Annotated in this window: 14 protein-coding genes; 8 read left to right on the top strand and 6 right to left on the bottom strand. The window is 64.2% G+C overall.

The features are described 5' to 3' along the window. Positions 1–51: 51 nt before the first annotated feature. Positions 52–882 carry an AraC family ligand binding domain-containing protein gene (locus tag ACIPZC_RS10340; RefSeq protein ID WP_400626683.1) on the top strand — a complete coding sequence of 277 codons (831 nt, stop codon included), beginning with the start codon at positions 52–54 and terminating at the stop codon, positions 880–882. A 50-nt stretch (positions 883–932) separates the two neighbouring features. Further along, positions 933–1517 (top strand): LysE family translocator, encoded by a 585-nt coding sequence (locus ACIPZC_RS10345; protein ID WP_400626685.1) that lies wholly within the window; start codon positions 933–935, stop codon positions 1515–1517. 62 nt (positions 1518–1579) lie between these two features. Here the strand turns inward: ACIPZC_RS10345 and ACIPZC_RS10350 are convergent, their stop codons facing one another. After that, a complete protein-coding gene (locus ACIPZC_RS10350; protein ID WP_400626687.1) occupies positions 1580–2779 on the bottom strand; it encodes a sugar transporter in 1200 nt (399 codons plus the stop codon). Between the two features lie 209 nt (positions 2780–2988). Further along, positions 2989–4041, bottom strand: a complete 1053-nt coding sequence (calA, locus tag ACIPZC_RS10355) for a vanillin reductase (RefSeq protein ID WP_241805226.1) — start codon at positions 4039–4041, stop codon at positions 2989–2991. Positions 4042–4222: 181 nt separating this feature from the next. Here calA and ACIPZC_RS10360 point away from each other — a divergent pair, with 181 nt between their 5' ends. Further along, the gene (locus ACIPZC_RS10360) at positions 4223–5128 is read left to right on the top strand and encodes an AraC family transcriptional regulator (protein WP_241805227.1); all 906 of its coding nucleotides are present in this window, start codon (positions 4223–4225) and stop codon (positions 5126–5128) included. Between the two features lie 70 nt (positions 5129–5198). On the opposite strand, the gene thpR is transcribed toward ACIPZC_RS10360, so the two are convergent. After that, positions 5199–5744, bottom strand: a complete 546-nt coding sequence (gene thpR, locus ACIPZC_RS10365; protein WP_241805228.1) for an RNA 2',3'-cyclic phosphodiesterase — start codon at positions 5742–5744, stop codon at positions 5199–5201. A 169-nt stretch (positions 5745–5913) separates the two neighbouring features. On the opposite strand from thpR, the gene lpxO reads away from it, so the two are divergent. The 4 genes from lpxO (at position 5914) to ACIPZC_RS10385 (ending at position 10202) form a co-directional block, all read left to right on the top strand. Further along, positions 5914–6813: a lipid A hydroxylase LpxO gene (gene lpxO, locus ACIPZC_RS10370; protein ID WP_267816723.1), complete on the top strand. Its 900-nt coding sequence runs from the start codon at positions 5914–5916 to the stop codon at positions 6811–6813. 23 nt (positions 6814–6836) lie between these two features. After that, positions 6837–7406 (top strand): N-acetyltransferase, encoded by a 570-nt coding sequence (locus ACIPZC_RS10375; protein ID WP_349974860.1) that lies wholly within the window; start codon positions 6837–6839, stop codon positions 7404–7406. A gap of 85 nt (positions 7407–7491) precedes the next feature. Next, entirely contained in the window at positions 7492–8331 is an 840-nt protein-coding gene (gene yghU / locus ACIPZC_RS10380; protein WP_400626690.1) for a glutathione-dependent disulfide-bond oxidoreductase, read from the top strand. A gap of 167 nt (positions 8332–8498) precedes the next feature. Beyond that, positions 8499–10202 (top strand): amidase, encoded by a 1704-nt coding sequence (locus ACIPZC_RS10385; protein ID WP_349974861.1) that lies wholly within the window; start codon positions 8499–8501, stop codon positions 10200–10202. 185 nt (positions 10203–10387) lie between these two features. Here ACIPZC_RS10385 and ACIPZC_RS10390 read toward each other — a convergent pair whose 3' ends face one another. Both ACIPZC_RS10390 and ACIPZC_RS10395 read right to left on the bottom strand, forming a co-directional pair. Beyond that, positions 10388–10903, bottom strand: a complete 516-nt coding sequence (locus ACIPZC_RS10390; RefSeq protein WP_400626692.1) for a ProQ/FinO family protein — start codon at positions 10901–10903, stop codon at positions 10388–10390. A 105-nt stretch (positions 10904–11008) separates the two neighbouring features. Next, on the bottom strand, positions 11009–12391 hold the full coding sequence (locus tag ACIPZC_RS10395; protein WP_400626694.1) for a PLP-dependent aminotransferase family protein: 1383 nt from the start codon (positions 12389–12391) through the stop codon (positions 11009–11011). A 121-nt stretch (positions 12392–12512) separates the two neighbouring features. Between ACIPZC_RS10395 and ACIPZC_RS10400 the strand changes: the two genes are divergently transcribed. Next, positions 12513–13385: a DMT family transporter gene (locus ACIPZC_RS10400; protein ID WP_400626696.1), complete on the top strand. Its 873-nt coding sequence runs from the start codon at positions 12513–12515 to the stop codon at positions 13383–13385. 38 nt (positions 13386–13423) lie between these two features. Here the strand turns inward: ACIPZC_RS10400 and ACIPZC_RS10405 are convergent, their stop codons facing one another. Next, on the bottom strand, positions 13424–15952 hold the full coding sequence (locus tag ACIPZC_RS10405) for a fused MFS/spermidine synthase (RefSeq protein WP_400626698.1): 2529 nt from the start codon (positions 15950–15952) through the stop codon (positions 13424–13426). Between the last annotated feature and the right edge of the window lie 27 nt (positions 15953–15979).

Here is a 15979-nt window from a genome sequence, read left to right on the forward strand (position 1 = left end):
GGCGGATTCTGCATTAAGGTGAACTGCCCTACCCTCTGCAGCCTTGCCGCCATGCCAGACTGGATCGACCTCAAGCAAGACGCCGACACCGGCATCGAGTCGGTGCGTGCGCATTTCGTTGGCCACGCCTACGACCCGCACTGGCATGAGAGCTTTCTGGTCGGCGTCACCGAGCAGGGTGTGCAGCAGTTCCACTGCCGGCGTACACGCCATCACAGCACACCTGGGCAGGTGTTCCTGCTCGAGCCAGGCGACATTCACGACGGCGATGCGCCAACGGCAGAAGGTTTTACCTATTCGACCCTGTACCTGGAGCCGACCTGGCTGGAGGCCGAGTTGCGCGTGCTGTTCGAGCAAGCGCCCAGTGACAGCCTGCCAAGCTTCGCCGATACGCTGTGCGATGATCGCCAGCTTGCCTGCGCCACCACCCTCGCCTTTCAGGCGGTGCATGGCGGGGAGCTGCGCATCGTGCGGCAAACCGCCACCGATGACCTGCTCAGTTGCCTTACCGGCCACCTGCACTGGCGCAAACGCCTGAACCCCGATCCGCGCCTGCCGCTGACCGCCCAGCGGGCACGCGACTACCTGCATGCACACCTCGATCAGGACATCGGCCTCGACGACCTGGCACTGGCCTGCGGCGTGGACCGCTTCCGCCTGACCCGTGCCTTCAAAGCTGCATTTGGCCTGGCACCGCACGCCTATCTGATCCAGCTGCGCCTGGCGCGCGCCCGGCGTCTGCTTGCCCAAGGCCGGACCCCGACCGAAGTGGCCATGGCCCTGGGCTTCGCTGACCAGAGCCACTTGGGGCGCTGGTTCCGCCGTGCCTACCGGCTCACCCCCGCGGACTACCGGCGCCGCTGCTCAAACCTTCCAGACTGACACACAGCAATCGGCCAGCATGGTGCCCTGTTCAATAGGAGCCGTTCACCATGTCGCATTCGTTGTTGCCGTTCATGCTCTTCGCCCTGGTCGCCAGCATCAGCCCAGGGCCGACCAACCTGCTGATCCTAGGCCATGGCGCACGGCAGGGCCTGCGCGCGAGTGTGGCGCCGATCCTGGCGGGTTGCAGTGCGGCGGCAGCGGTCGTATTGCTGGTCGGCCTGGGCCTTGGTGAGTGGCTGATGCGTCACCCGCTGGCCCAGCAGGTGATGAGCTGGGCCGGCGTACTGTGGTTGAGCTGGCTGGCGTGGCGCATTTTGCGCAGCGCGGGGCAGCCCTTGGATGTCAGTGCAGCCAAGCCTTTCGGCGCCCTCAGTGCCGCGTCGCTGCAAGTGGTCAACCCGAAAGTGTGGCTGATGGCAGTGGCGGTGATCGGGGTGTTCGCCGCGCCGTCACTGCCGGTGTGGCAATTGGCACTGGTGTTTCTAGTGATTGCCCTGCCGTGCATGACGGCCTGGGCACTGTTGGGGGTCGGAAGTGCACGCTGGTTGCAGACGCCGGAGCGGTTACTGTGGTTCAACCGAGGGTTGGCGGGCATGTTGCTGGTGTCGGCCTGGGCCGCGCTGCTTGGCTGAGCCGAAGGTAGGCTGTACCGGCCCTGTCGGCAGCAAGCCGACGACAGGGCCGGCACCATCAATCAATGACGCAGGGCCTCGCGAAAGCGTCGGGTGCTGGCCAAGGCCAGCAGCAACCCGGCCACCGCCACAGTGCCGCCGGCCCACCCGATGGAGGCCACCCCCATCTGGCTGCTGACAATACTGCCCAGCAGCGCCCCGCCGCCAATGCCGATGTTATAGATGCCCGAAAACAACGCCATCGCCACGTCCGTGGCATCGGACGCGAGCTTCAGCGTCTTGGACTGCAGCGACAGGCTGAAGCTGAGGATCGCGACGCCCCAGAACATGCTCAGCCCGGCAAACAGATAGAAGTTGCCGGCCAAAGGCAACAGCAGCAGCAGGCACGCCGCCAGCAAGCCGATCGAGCCTACCAGCAGGCCATGCGGAAAGCGCTCGCTGTAGCGGCTGAACAGCACCGAGCCAAACACCCCCGCACCGCCGAACAGCAGCAGCAACAAGGTGATGCGCTCACCACTGATCTGCGCCACCTGCAGGGCGAACGGCTCGATGTAGCTGTACGCCGTGAATTGCGCGGTGATCACCAGGGTCACCAGCACATACGTGATCACCAGCGCCGGGCGCTTGAACAGGATCGGCAAGCTGCGCAGCGAGCCGGAGTTCTGGCTGGGCAAAAGCGGCAGCGATTTCACCAGGCAAAGCATGGTGGCCAGCGCCACCCCGGCAATGCTGAGGAAGGTGACCCGCCAGCCCAACGCTTCGCCGACCACGCGCCCCAGCGGGATGCCCAGGACCATTGCCAGGGTCGTACCGGTAGCCAGCAAGCCCAACGCCTTGGCCTGCTGGCCTGGCGGCGCCACACGCACGGCCAGCGAGGCGGTGATGGACCAGAACACGGCATGGGCCAGGGCGATGCCGATGCGGCTCAGCAGCAGTACCGCAAAACTTTGCGACAGCCACGACAGCAGGTGGCAGACCACGAACACCACGAACACGCACAACAGCAGGCGCCGACGCTCGATATTGCGCGTGAGCAGCATCATGGGCAGCGAGGCCAAGGCCACCACCCAGGCATAGATAGTCAGCATCAGGCCGACCTGAGCGGTGCTCATGTCGAAACTGCGGCCGATGTCGCTGAGCAGCGCCACCGGGACGAACTCAGTGGTGTTGAAGATGAAAGCCGCAAGGGCCAGGGCGATCACACTCAGCCAGCTGCCGCCGCCGGCGGTTGGCGGCAGGTTGGTGGGGATGGGTCCGTTCATGGGGCGAATTTTATTCTCCGCAGGCAAGGCGAAAAGACGCGCGTCAGGGGCCAAGTATCGGCCGCGCTGAGGCACGGGTTTGTTATTGGAGGGAATGCCGGCATGGTACGCGTCAACAGCGCACCTCACAACCAGGCGCGCACGGGGGAATGGCCGCCCCCAGACCCGATCGCCCGGAGGGTCTGGGGGCAACGCCTGGCTGGGAAGGATCAGCCCTGCAACGTCGCCATGTCGATCACGAAACGGTACTTCACATCACCGGCGATCATGCGCTCATAAGCCTGGTTGATATTACGGATATCCAGCATCTCGATATCGCAGCGGATATCGTGCTCGGCACAGAAATCCAGTACTTCCTGGGTCTCGGCGATACCGCCAATCAGCGAGCCCGCCAGCACCCGGCGCTTCATCACCAGGTTGGCCGCGTGCAGCGCCGGGTCGATCGGCTCGATCAGGCCCACCAGGATATGCACGCCATCGAACTTCAGCGTCTCCAGGTACGGGTTCAAGTCGTGCTGCACCGGGATGGTATCGAGCAGGAAGTCGAAGCGCCCGGCAGCGGCGCGCATCTGCTCGGCATCGGTGGAGACGATCACATGGTCGGCGCCTTGGCGACGGGCTTCATCAGCCTTGGCCTGCGAGCGGGTGAACAGGGTCACTTCAGCGCCCAACGCCTTGGCCAGCTTGATGCCCATGTGCCCCAGGCCACCCATGCCAAGAATGCCGACCTTGTGGCCAGGGCCGACGCCATGGTGCTTGAGCGGCGAGTAGGTGGTGATACCGGCGCACAGAATCGGCGCCGCGCTGGGCAGGTCCATGCCAGCCGGGATGCGCACCACGAAGTGCTCGCTGACCACGATGCTGCTGGAGTACCCCCCCATGGTATTGCTGCCATCGACCCGGTCCGGGGTGGCGTAGGTCATGGTCGGGCCTTCCAGGCAGTATTGCTCCAGGTCCTTGGCGCAAGCCTCACAGTGGCGGCAGGAGTCGACCATGCAGCCGACGCCGACCAGGTCACCGACCTTGTGCGCCGATACCTTCTCGCCCACCGCCGTGACGCGGCCGATGATCTCGTGGCCGGGCATCAGCGGGTACACGGCGATGCCCCACTCATTGCGGGCCTGATGGATGTCGGAGTGGCAGACGCCACAGTAGAGGATCTCGATGGCGACATCGTCCGGGCGCGGGCTGCGACGCTCGAAGGTCATGGGCGCCAAGGGGCTGGTCGGGGTTTGCGCGGCGTAACCGATAGCAGTGTACATACAAGACCTCAGGTGACAGTGAAACGATTCAGGCGGTATATTTTCGCCGTCCTCGCCTTTCCCGCCCACAGCAAATCCTCCGAGGTGAATGCCTTATTCTCCGAACCTGGCCTGAGCCACCTGGCGCCGCGCCACGGATCTGAGATGATGCAAGTGTCTGATTCTCTGCCCATGGTCCATCATGCAACTGACCCGCCACGTCGACGCCAACGCCACGCTGTGCGCCCTGATCCGCAGCCTGGCCACACGCCCGGGCTTCGTGCCCACTCATCTGCCACAAGTCCAGGTGTTGAGCTGGGACCATTACGTGGCCAGCAGCCCGCAGATCTATGAACCCAGCCTGATGATCCTGGCCCAAGGCAGCAAGCTGGCGCGCCTTGGCCCGCGCACGCTGGAGTATGGCGCCGGGCATTACCTCGTGCAGGCGCTGTCGGTGCCGTTCATGTGCGAAACCTTCGCCACCGCCGAAGCGCCGTTACTGGGCGTTGCAGTGGACATCGACCGCGGCGTGCTGGGTGAACTGGTACAAAGCATGGCGCTGGCGCCTGACCCTGCAGTGCAGGCGCAGACGCCGCAATCGATGACCTCGGCGGCGCTGGATGCGCCCATGCGCGAGTGCGTCGAGCGGCTGTTACGCTGCCTGCAGGATCCGACAGATGCCAAGGTGCTCGGCCCGGCGCGGGTGCGCGAGGTTCTGTACACCGCACTGCGCGGGCCCCAGGCCGGGGTGTTGCGGGCGCTGGTCGAACAGCAGGGGCACTTCGCGCGCATCGGCGCCGCCCTTGCTCACCTGCGTGAACACTACACCGAGCCGCTGAGCGTGGAAGCGTTGGCTGCACGGGCGAACATGAGCGTGTCGACCTTCCACGAGCACTTCAAGCGCTGCACCGACATGGCGCCGATGCAATACCTCAAGCGCCTGCGGCTGCTCAAGGCGCAACAGATGCTGATCGGCGAAGGGCTGGGTGTGGCGCAGGCAGCGCATCGCGTGGGCTACCAGAGCACCTCGCAGTTCAGCCGCGAGTACAAACGCCAGTTTGCCCGTAGCCCGGGGGATGAGCAGGCCTATCAGAGTTTGCCTGTGTGACGGCGGGCAGCCACGAGCCCCCCGTCGTGATTGCCGCGCAAGCATGGCGGCAGATCGACCAGTACCCGCCTCAGGGCGTCAACGGCCACTGCGCCAGCGGCAGGTACTGGCCTTTGCGCGATTCGTAGAGCGTGAAGTGCCGGGCTGCGATGAAAAAATCGGGGGCCACGCTGGCCTCGGGCACCTGGCCGCGAAAGTCCCGTGACAGGGTCAGGTGTGGCCGGTACTCCCGGGCCTGCTCGGCAAACCCCATGGGCAGCAGTGCCTGCTGCAGCCCATAGACGAATTGGCGCAGCGCCGCCGGGGGCTGCTGCGGCTCGAGCACGAGCACGTTTGCCCGGGGCCAGACCTTGAGCTGATCGAGCAGCAGGCGCAGGGGGGCATCGGGACGCGCCAGGTTGTCCACCGCAGCGCAAATCGCCGGCACCTGCACGGCATCCACATCGCCTAGAAACATCAAGGTCAGGTGGAAGTTGGCACTCGGCACCGGTTTGCCACTACGCAGTTGGAGGCCACGCCGCCACTGGGCGATAGCACGCTGCTGGGCGTCGGTGACCGGCAGGGCGAAAAACAGCCGTTTGAAGGGGGCGCCAGTGAGGCGCTGATCCTGAACCATGCGTGCTCCTTTACGTTAAACGTTTGCGCATACTGCGGCCATTGCACCTTGGTCGGCCGCAAATCTCGCCAACCACGGTGCAAACTATCTGTACAAACTCCCCCCATGATTGTTTATGCTGGCGGGCTTATGCCATGGCGCATGGCCATTTTTCGACAAGTAATCGTCCATGAAAATTGCACTCGTACTCATCTTCGCCCTCTCGATCGCCTATGTTCATCTGCGCGGTCGGGTACGCCACAAGCTCACCCGCCAGTTGGGTGACCACTCCAGTTTCCTGGCCCCGGTCAACAGCTTCCTTTACCTGTTCTCCAGGCACCCGGCCAAACCCTACCTGCCGGTCGAGGCCTTCCCCGAGCTGCAGCCACTGAAGGATCACTGGCAGGAAATCCGCCAGGAGGCCCAGCAGTTGCTGCATGTTGGCGAGATCAAGAAGTCCGACAATTACGACGACGTTGGCTTCAATTCCTTCTTCAAGACCGGCTGGAAGCGCTTCTACCTGAAATGGTACGGCGAAAGCCACCCGTCTGCGATGAACCTGTGCCCACGCACCACCGAGTTGCTGCAAGGCATCGGCTCGGTCAAGGCAGCCATGTTCGCGACCTTGCCGCCGGGCGCCAAGCTGGTGCGCCACCGCGACCCGTATGCCGGCTCGTACCGCTACCACCTGGGCCTGGACACGCCGAACGACGATGGCTGCTACATCGATGTGGATGGAGAGAAGTACTCATGGCGTGACGGCGAAGCCGTGGTGTTCGACGAGACCTATATCCACTACGCCGCCAACACCACCGAGCACAACCGGATCATTCTGTTCTGCGACATCGAGCGCCCGCTGAAATACCGCTGGGCGACGGCGTTCAACCGCTGGTTCAGCCGCAATGTCATGGCTGCCGCGGCAGCGCCGAACAATGCCAATGACAAGACTGGCGGCATCAACCGCCTGTTCACCCGGATCTACAAGATCCGCGAACGGGGCAAGGCACTGAAAAAACGCAACCGCATGCGCTACTACCTGGAGAAGTGGCTGGTGGTGGCGGCCTTGGTTCTGGTGTTCATCTATATCTGAATGGGCCGGGAGCCTTTGCCGCCATGATCCACATCCGCCCCATGACGCCCGAGGATTTCGAGCGTTTCTGGCCCACCTTTCAGGCCGTTGTCCAGGCCCGCGAAACCTACGCCTACGACCCTGCCCTGAGCTTCGAACAGGCGCGCCAGCTATGGTTGGAGCTGCCCTTGCGCACGCTGGTGGCCGAGCAGGACGGTGTGTTGCTGGGGTCGTACTACCTCAAGGCCAATGCCGCGGGCCCCGGCGCCCATGTCGGCAACTGCGGCTACATGGTTGACGAAGCCGCCCGTGGCCGTGGCGTGGCCAGGCTGATGTGCGAGCATTCACAGAAACTGGCGCGCCAGGAAGGCTTCCTGGCGCTGCAGTTCAACTCGGTGGTGGCCAGCAATGAAGTGGCCGTGGCGCTGTGGCACAAACTGGGCTTCGAGACCGTCGGCCGCTTGCCCAAGGCTTACCGCCATGCCCGCCTGGGCCTGGTGGATTGCCTGGTGATGTACAAATGGCTGGCCGACGAGCCGGTAGTGGAAAAACCACCGCTGCTGATTGGCCGCAAGAACATCGAGGCGCGCGTGTCGCGGCGGCGTGGGCGCTAGGTGCGTTGCACTTTTCGGCGAACCCGTGGCATAGATGCAGGTCAACGCCTGTATGTGACCGTTTGCGCCACTCAAGGAGCCCCGCATGAACAATCCCCCCTACGTTCCACCCAAGGTCTGGCGTAACGAAGCTGCCTCCGGCGGCCAGTTCGCCAGCATCAACCGCCCCATCGCCGGCCCTACCCACGACAAGGCGTTACCTGTCGGCAAGCATCCGCTACAGCTGTACTCGCTGGCCACCCCAAACGGTGTGAAGGTCACCATCCTTCTTGAGGAACTGCTGGCTCTGGGCCATAGCGGCGCCGAGTATGACGCCTGGTTGATCCGCATTGGCGAAGGTGACCAGTTCTCCAGCGGGTTCGTTGAGGTCAACCCCAACTCGAAGATCCCCGCCCTGCTCGACCGCAGCGTCGAGCCAGCGGTGCGGGTATTCGAGTCGGGCTCGATCCTGCTGTACCTGGCCGAGAAATTCGCGGCCTTCCTGCCCAGCGGTGCGGCCGCGCGTACCGAAACCCTGAACTGGCTGTTCTGGCAGATGGGTTCGGCGCCTTATCTGGGTGGGGGCTTTGGTCACTTCTACGTGTATGCCCCGGAAAAGTTCGAATACGCCATCAACCGCTTCACCATGGAAGCCAAGCGCCAGCTGGATGTGCTCGAACGGCGCCTCGCGCAAAGCCGCTACCTGGGTGGCGACGAGTACAGCATCGCCGATATCGCCGTATGGCCGTGGTATGGCCAATTGGTGCGCGGCAACTTGTATGACGCAGCAGAGTTCCTTGCCGTGCATGAATACCCGCAGGTGCAGCGCTGGGCCGAGGAAATCGCGCAGCGCCCGGCCGTACAGCGGGGCACCCGGGTCAACCGCACTTGGGGGGACGAAGCCAGCCAGGTGCCCGAGCGCCATTCGGCAGCGGACCTGGATTAAACACGTGAGGGCCGCCTGGCGGCCCTTCGCCGGGCACGCCGGCCGCCGCAGTGCCCGACAATGCCCCGCTGCAAAAAACCATTTGCCCCCGCGCAAACCTGCTTCCGCCCAGCCCTTCTTGTACACTCCTCGCAAAAGCCCCCACCTGCACACATTTTGGTGAAAGCATGATCGAGGTAACCGAGGTTTCCATTGCCGAGCTGCGCGATGCGCTCGAACAGGGCCGCACGACGGCGGTCGAGCTGGTCAAGGCCTACCTGGCGCGCATCGACGCCTACGATGGAGCCGATACCCCCACTGCGCTGAACGCTGTGGTCGTACGCAACCCCGAGGCGATCAAGGAGGCCGAGGCGTCCGACGCGCGCCGCGCCCGCGGCGAACTGCTTGGCCCGCTCGACGGCATCCCCTACACCGCCAAGGACAGCTACCTGGTCAAGGGCCTGACCGCGGCATCCGGCAGCCCGGCGTTCAAGGACCTGGTAGCCCAGCGCGACGCGTTCACCGTCGAGCGCCTGCGCGCCGGCGGCGCCATCTGCCTGGGCAAGACCAACATGCCGCCCATGGCCAACGGTGGCATGCAGCGCGGCGTCTATGGCCGTGCCGAAAGCCCATACAACGCCAACTACCTGACCGCACCGTTCGCCTCCGGCTCATCCAACGGCGCCGGCACCGCCACCGCTGCCAGCTTCAGCGCCTTCGGCCTGGCCGAGGAAACCTGGTCCAGTGGCCGTGGCCCGGCCTCCAACAACGGCCTGTGCGCATACACCCCTTCGCGCGGGGTCATTTCGGTGCGCGGCAACTGGCCGCTGACACCGACCATGGACGTGGTAGTACCTTTCGCCCGTACCATGGCCGACCTGCTGGAAGTGCTCGATGTGGTGGTTGCCGACGATGCCGACAAGCGCGGCGACCTCTGGCGCCTGCAGCCTTGGGTGCCAATCCCGGCGGCCTCTTCGGTCCGCCCGGCGTCCTACCTGGACCTGGCGGTTGACGCCAGCGCGCTCAAGGGCAAGCGTTTCGGCGTACCGCGCATGTACATCAATGCCGACCCCGAGGCCGGCACGTCCGAAAAACCTGGCATCGGTGGCCCGACCGGCCAGCGCATCAACACCCGTGCCACGGTCATCGAGCTGTGGCAACAGGCGCGCCAGGCCTTGGAAGCAGCGGGCGCGGAAGTGGTCGAGGTGGATTTCCCGCTGGTTTCCAACTGCGAGGGCGATCGCCCCGGCGCACCGACCGTGTACAACCGCGGCATCGTCAGCAAGGCGTTCCTGCATGACGAGCTGTGGGAACTGTCCGGCTGGGGCTTCGACGATTTCCTGCGCGCCAATAACGATCCCAAGCTCAACCGCCTGGCCGATGTCGACGGCCCGCTGATATTCCCCCACGACCCAGGCACCCTGCCCAACCGTGAAGACGACCTGGCCGCCGGCATGGACGAGTACGTCAACATGGCCAAACGCGGCTTGAAGGGCTGGGACCAGATCGACACCCTGCCAGACGGGCTGCGCGGCCTGGAAAAGACGCGCAAGCTGGACCTGGAAGACTGGATGGACGCTCAAGGCCTCGATGCGGTGCTGTTCCCCACCGTGGCCGATGTCGGCCCGGCCGACGCCGACGTGAACCCAGCCTCGGCGGACATCGCCTGGAGCAACGGCATCTGGGTGGCCAACGGCAACCTCGCCATTCGCCATCTGGGCGTGCCGACCGTCACCGTGCCAATGGGCGTGATGGCTGACATCGGCATGCCGGTGGGGCTGACATTCGCCGGGCGTGCCTACAGCGACAATGCACTGTTGAGTTTTGCCGCGGCCTTTGAGGCGACCGGCTCACGCCGCATGGTGCCGCCGCGTACACCGGCACTGGGCTGAGGATGGCCTGAAAGGCCATTTGCTTGCCCATCCCTGGGGTCGAGCGCCGTTTGAGGCGCGTTGAGGCCTGTCAGTCACGCGATCCAGGGCCGCTTCGCGGCCCATCGCCGGCAAGCCAGCTCCTACCGTTACCGCGCATGCCTCAAGAACTGCGCGGGCATCGAGAGAGCTGGCAGCGCCACAAATCACTTCACGTCGGTAATCTGCTGCGCGGTGCCATCGGCGGTTGCGGCCGGGACACTCGCTGCGGCCTTCGCACGGTTGCGTCGGCCCTGGCTGCGTTGCCGCGAAGCCTGTTGCTTGGCATGCAGCGCCTGAGCGGCGGTCACGGTGCCAGAGGGTTGACCATTCAAGTCAAGGCGCGGTGCATTCTCCACCATGGCTGTCCAGTACCGCGCTCCGCGGCACCAGGTAGAAATGCCCAGCTTGAGTTGTTCGCGGGTCAGGCCGAGCAGTTCCAGGTGCTGCTCGGCATCCTTGAAAATACCCTCCTTGAGCGGCACCTTGGGCGCCGGATTGACCGGGAAGGCCAATGGAAAATGCTTCTGCAATGGCCAGATCGCCTGCACTGCAGGGTCCAGGTCGCGAGGCTTCGCCTGGGGGGAAGCCTTGCGCTTGGGGTGTTTACCACCCTCGCCTTTTACCTGCTCTTTTTCCGACCTGAGGCGGTCACGTAGCTCAGCTAGTTGTTCAAAACCCATCGTTCAATTCACTGCTTCGAGGTTGATTGCGTTACGCAAGGATATGCCATGCAAGCCTTGAACGCAGCTAGAACAGGATAAACCGCCGCCAAATGGGGGCTGCGACTAAGCATTCAGCGCCCGTTTCAACACTTCGTAGATCTTGCTGTCACCAGATTGCGCGACGTTGAAACGCAGGTAATCACCCGCACTCATGGACTGGCTGAACGCATTGCCGGGCGCGAGCACCACGCCTTCCATCAAGCACACCCTGGCCAGCGTCGCTGCATCCTTGCCCTGAGGGAGTTGGCACCACAGGTACATGCCTGCCTGGGGCTCCAGCCAAGGCTTGATCCCAATCGCCTGGAGCCTCGCGACTGTTTTGTCCATTTCCTCGGCTAACCTGAGGCGGACACCTTCCATGTGCTTTCGGTACCCGCTATCGGTAATCGCGTGATGAACAATGTCCGCAGCCATGCGCCCACCTCCGAATGTGGTGGCAATCTTGAGGTCGACCAGGCTCTCGATCCATTCCCTGCGCGAAGCGATATAGCCGCACCTGATCGACGCGGAAATGGTCTTGGAAAAACTACCGATCTGGATCACCCGAACCAGGCCATCGAAGGCAGACAGTCGTGGAGCCGGGCTATGCTCGAAATCAGCAAAAATGTCGTCCTCCACAATGACCAGGTTGGAGGCGTCGGCCAGCTTCAGCAGCCTGTGTGCTGTGACGGGCGACAAGGTGGCCCCGGTCGGGTTGTGGATGCCGGAATTCGTGATGTACAACCGCGGAGCATGCGCGAGCAGCGCGGCGCCAAACGCATCGATATCTGGGCCCTTTGCCGTGTAGGGCACCCCGACGATATTGACCCTATGTGCCTTGAGCAATGCGTGAAAATTGAAATAACAGGGGTCGTCCACCAGCACAGTGTCTCCCGGTTCCAGCAGAAAACGGCAAACCAGGTCGATGGCGTGGGTGCCGGACTCCGTGAGCATGATCTGTTCCAGAGGGGCCTCTACACCGATGCCCGCCAGGCGTCGCGACAAGAATTGCCTGAGAGGCGGATGCCCAAGCGGTGAAGCGTATTCGCTCAGCTTCAACGTGTCAGAACGCGCGACCATTCGTAGCGCTTTACGCATGCCGGCTTCGTACAGCCAGGAGGGGGGTAGCCAACCGCACCCGGGTTTCAACGCATCGCCGGAGGTTTCCAAAGACTGACGCGAGATCCACAGCGGGTCGACATTACGATCGAGCTTGGGGCCGAGCTCAGTCAGTGCCAATGGCGCAACCGGCCCAGCCACGTAAAAGCCGGAGCCAGGGCGGGCCCTAAGCACACCCTCTGCGCTTAACCGTTCATAGGCCTCCAGAACGGTAGAAACCGATACCTGCATGCTCTGAGCCATTGCGCGAACTGAGGGAATTCTCGCGCCTGGCGTGTAGCTTCGCGAGGCGATCTTGGCCTGGACCTCCCCCATCACAGCTCGGATCCGCGTTCCGTTACGTTTCATCGCACCCTCAACTGTGCTGGATTCACTTGCATAACAGTTCGGTTGAATTGTAGTGGAGTGTACATGGCCTCGGCGAACCCGTCAGTGGTGTACTGAGCCCTGACTTATCGAGGACTCACGGATGGACAAAACAACCAGCGGGTGGATAAACGGCTTCATCGGCGTGGCCATATTTGCCGGCTCCTTGCCCGCGACCCGTGTGGCTGTGACGGCCTTCGAACCTACGTTTCTGACATGTGCCAGGGCAACCATTGCCTCCCTGTTGGGTGCGCTGTTCTTGATAGTGCTACGCCAGCCCCGGCCCCAGCGTGGTGACCTGTCGTCACTGGCTGTCACAGCGCTTGGCGTCGTTATCGGTTTTCCGCTGCTGACGGCGCTGGCCCTCCAGCACGTCACTTCTGCTCATTCCATCGTGTTCGTCGGGCTGCTGCCGCTGTGTACTGCAGGGTTCGCCGTGCTGCGGGGCGGTGAACGACCTGGGCCCCTGTTCTGGTTGTTCTCCTTGGTCGGTGCCGGGCTGGTCGTTGGCTATGCGGTGATGAATGGAGGCGAGGCGTCGGCGCTGGGCGACCTGCTGATGATGGCGGCGGTGGTGGTCTGTGGGTTGGGCTATGCCGAAGGGGCGCGCCTGTCGCGCACGCTCGGTGGGTGGCAGGTGATCAGTTGGGCATTGCTGGTAGCGTTGCCGTTCATGCTGCTGCTCACTATCGCGAATTTCCCGGCGCCCGATGCCTTCGCCCGGGTCAGCACCGGCGCCTGGTTCAGCTTCGCCTACGTTTCGCTGTTCAGCATGCTGATCGGGTTTGTGTTCTGGTACAAAGGGCTCGTCCAGGGCGGCATCGCCGCCGTGGGCCAACTGCAACTTTTTCAGCCGTTCATGGGGCTTGGGCTGGCTGCGTTGCTTCTGCACGAGCACGTCAGCTGGGTGATGCTTGTGGTAACGCTGGGTGCGGTCATCTGTGTTGCCGGAGCCAAGAAATACGCCAGCGCGTGACGTTTCGCTGCGTGCTTGCCGCGCGCCCTGCGTTCAGCTCAGCGGTTGCCGCCGGTAAACCAGCGCATGTAAGGGTTCTGTGCGCTGATCGGTGCCAAGGCCCGCGCCTCGCGCATCCAGGCCTGGCGATTGCCGTTGTAAGCCAGCAATGACAGCCCATAAAAACGACGCAGCAACGCCCACTCATCATTCACCGCGGCTTGCACCGAGGGGGCGGCATTCGCCAAGGGCGGCGCCACCCGCAGCGCCAGCAATGCCGGCAGCACGCGGGTGATTTCGCGCGGCCTGACCCACGGCGCATACTCGATCCGGGGCCGATCGTCGGTAACCGGCTGTGCATCGCCGGCATAACGCTCAAGCCCTTGCCTGTCGGTGACCCAAGTGGCCAGCAATGCCTCGACCGAACTCACGCCCACCTGGGCCAAAGCAGCCGAAACCTGGGGTTGCTCGAAGCGCTGGCGGATACGCGGTACATCCAGCTCCATCGGCGTTGCCGAGCCGATCAAGAGCATCTCGTGAAACTCGGTGGTCCACAACGAGGCATGCGGGAACACGTCAAGAAAGCTGCGTACCAGCGAGCGACTGTCCTCGTCGTTCTGAGTGGGGAGCGGTAGCCATTGGGCGACCAGCCCATGCTCCTGCAGGCGCGACGCTGCCAGTTGGTAGAAGTCGCGCGAGTACAGGTTCACCACCCCTGCCGCCGAAGGCGGTGGCGGCTCCAGGGTGATCACGTCGTAGCGTTGCGCGTTACGCAAAAGCTCACGGCGCCCATCACGCAGGCGAATGTCAAGGCGCGGGTCGTTCACCGCATCGAAGTTACCAGAGAACAGCGGCGCCGCTGCCAGCACCTGCGGCAGCAGCTCGGCAACCACCGGATGCTCCAGCCCTGAATAGCGCAGCATTGCCCCGGCGGTGATCCCGGTGCCGAAGCCGATCACCAGCGCCGAGCGCGGCTCGCCGCGATGTATCAGCAAAGGCAGCAACGCCTGCAGGCGCATGTAGCGCAGTGACGGCATGGCATCCCCAGTGTTGGACACACCCTGGATGTACAGGCGGTTGAACGCTTGCCCCTGACGCTGCTGGTGGACCACCGCTACCGTGCCGCCGCGGCCTTCCTGGTAGAACACCAGCTCACCACTACGCGCGCCGGGTAACAACTGTGCCAAGCGTTCTGGTGGGGTGAGCGCGCCGGTAACCAGGGTCGCGCCGCCAACCAGCAGGACCGCTGCCCGCATGCCCTTGTGCACGGCCTGGCCGCGCCATGTCGCGACTGCGCCGATGGCCGCCGCCACGCAGGCGAGCACCACCAAGGTTCGCACCAGCCCTATTCCAGGCACCAGGACAAACCCCGTGAGCATGACACCGACGATGCCGCCCAAGGTATTGAGGGCAACCACCGCGCCCACGTCCCGCCCCACTTGGCCACTGTCCACGGCCAGGCGCAGGGCCAGGGGAAACGCCGCCCCGAGCAAGGTGGTCGGGATGAACACCACACACACTGCGGCAGCCGCGAAGCGCGCGCACATCCCTGCCAACTGGCTGCCGGTCAGTTGCAGTACATGGCTTTCGAGCAGGGTCTGCCAGGCCACCAGCCAGCGCCCGAGCCCGGCAATCTGCAACAACGCCAGCAGCCCGGCGCACGCGATCAGCAGGCCGAACAGCCCCCAAGGGTCGCGGATGCGGTCGGCGCGCCGGGCGTACAGCGCACTGCCCAGCACCAGCCCCGTCAGGTAGGTGGCCAACACCACGGAGAAGGCGAACGCGCGGGTACTCATGAACTGCACGATCGATTGCGTCCACACCACTTCGTAACCGAGCGCCACGCCACCTGCCAGGCAATACAGGGCGATGGCCAAGCGAGCCTGCGGCGTGCGCGGCAGCGAGGCCGCAGCGCAAGCAGGCAAGGCCCGCTCATCCCTGCCGCGCCCGCACCAGGCACCCAGCGCGGCCAGCAGATTCAGCGCACCCGCTACGCAGGCGGCTCCGGTGACGCCAAGCTGCGGCAGCAAGACGAATGCCGCCAGCAAGGTGCCGCAGATCGCGCCAGCGGTATTGGCGGCGTATAGCCGACCGCCCGCCTCCCCCGTCTGGGCATCAGTGGGGGTCAGCGCTCGCACCAGTACAGGCAAGGTGCCGCCCATCAAAAAAGCCGGCAGCCCCACCAGGCTCAATGGCAGCAGCCAGGCCAGCAAACCAACACTCGCTTCCAGGCGGGAAAACAGTGCCGCACTCTGCGCCAGCCCCAGGGTTGCGGCCACCGCCAGCACTGCCACCGCCAACTCCAGCCCCGCATAGAGCTTGACCGGGTGGCGCAACCGGTCAGCCCAGCGACCGAACAGCAGCCCCCCCATGGCCAGCCCGGCAAAAAACGCACTGATGCCCGCGGTGATGGCATACACCTCAACCCCAACCACCAGAGACAACTGCTTGACCCAAAGCACCTGATAGATCAGCGCTGCACCGCCAGAAACGAACAGCAGCGCCGCAGGCAGCAGCCATGGCAACGGTGCCTGCGTTTCGCTAGAGCTGGAACTGTCAGCGCGGGGAAGGTTCACGACTGCGGGCATCGACAAGCCTTAGCGGACCCACACCTC

The sequence above is a fragment of the Pseudomonas sp. NPDC089743 genome, assembly GCF_044748785.1.
GTDB classification, from domain to species: domain Bacteria; phylum Pseudomonadota; class Gammaproteobacteria; order Pseudomonadales; family Pseudomonadaceae; genus Aquipseudomonas; species Aquipseudomonas putida_X.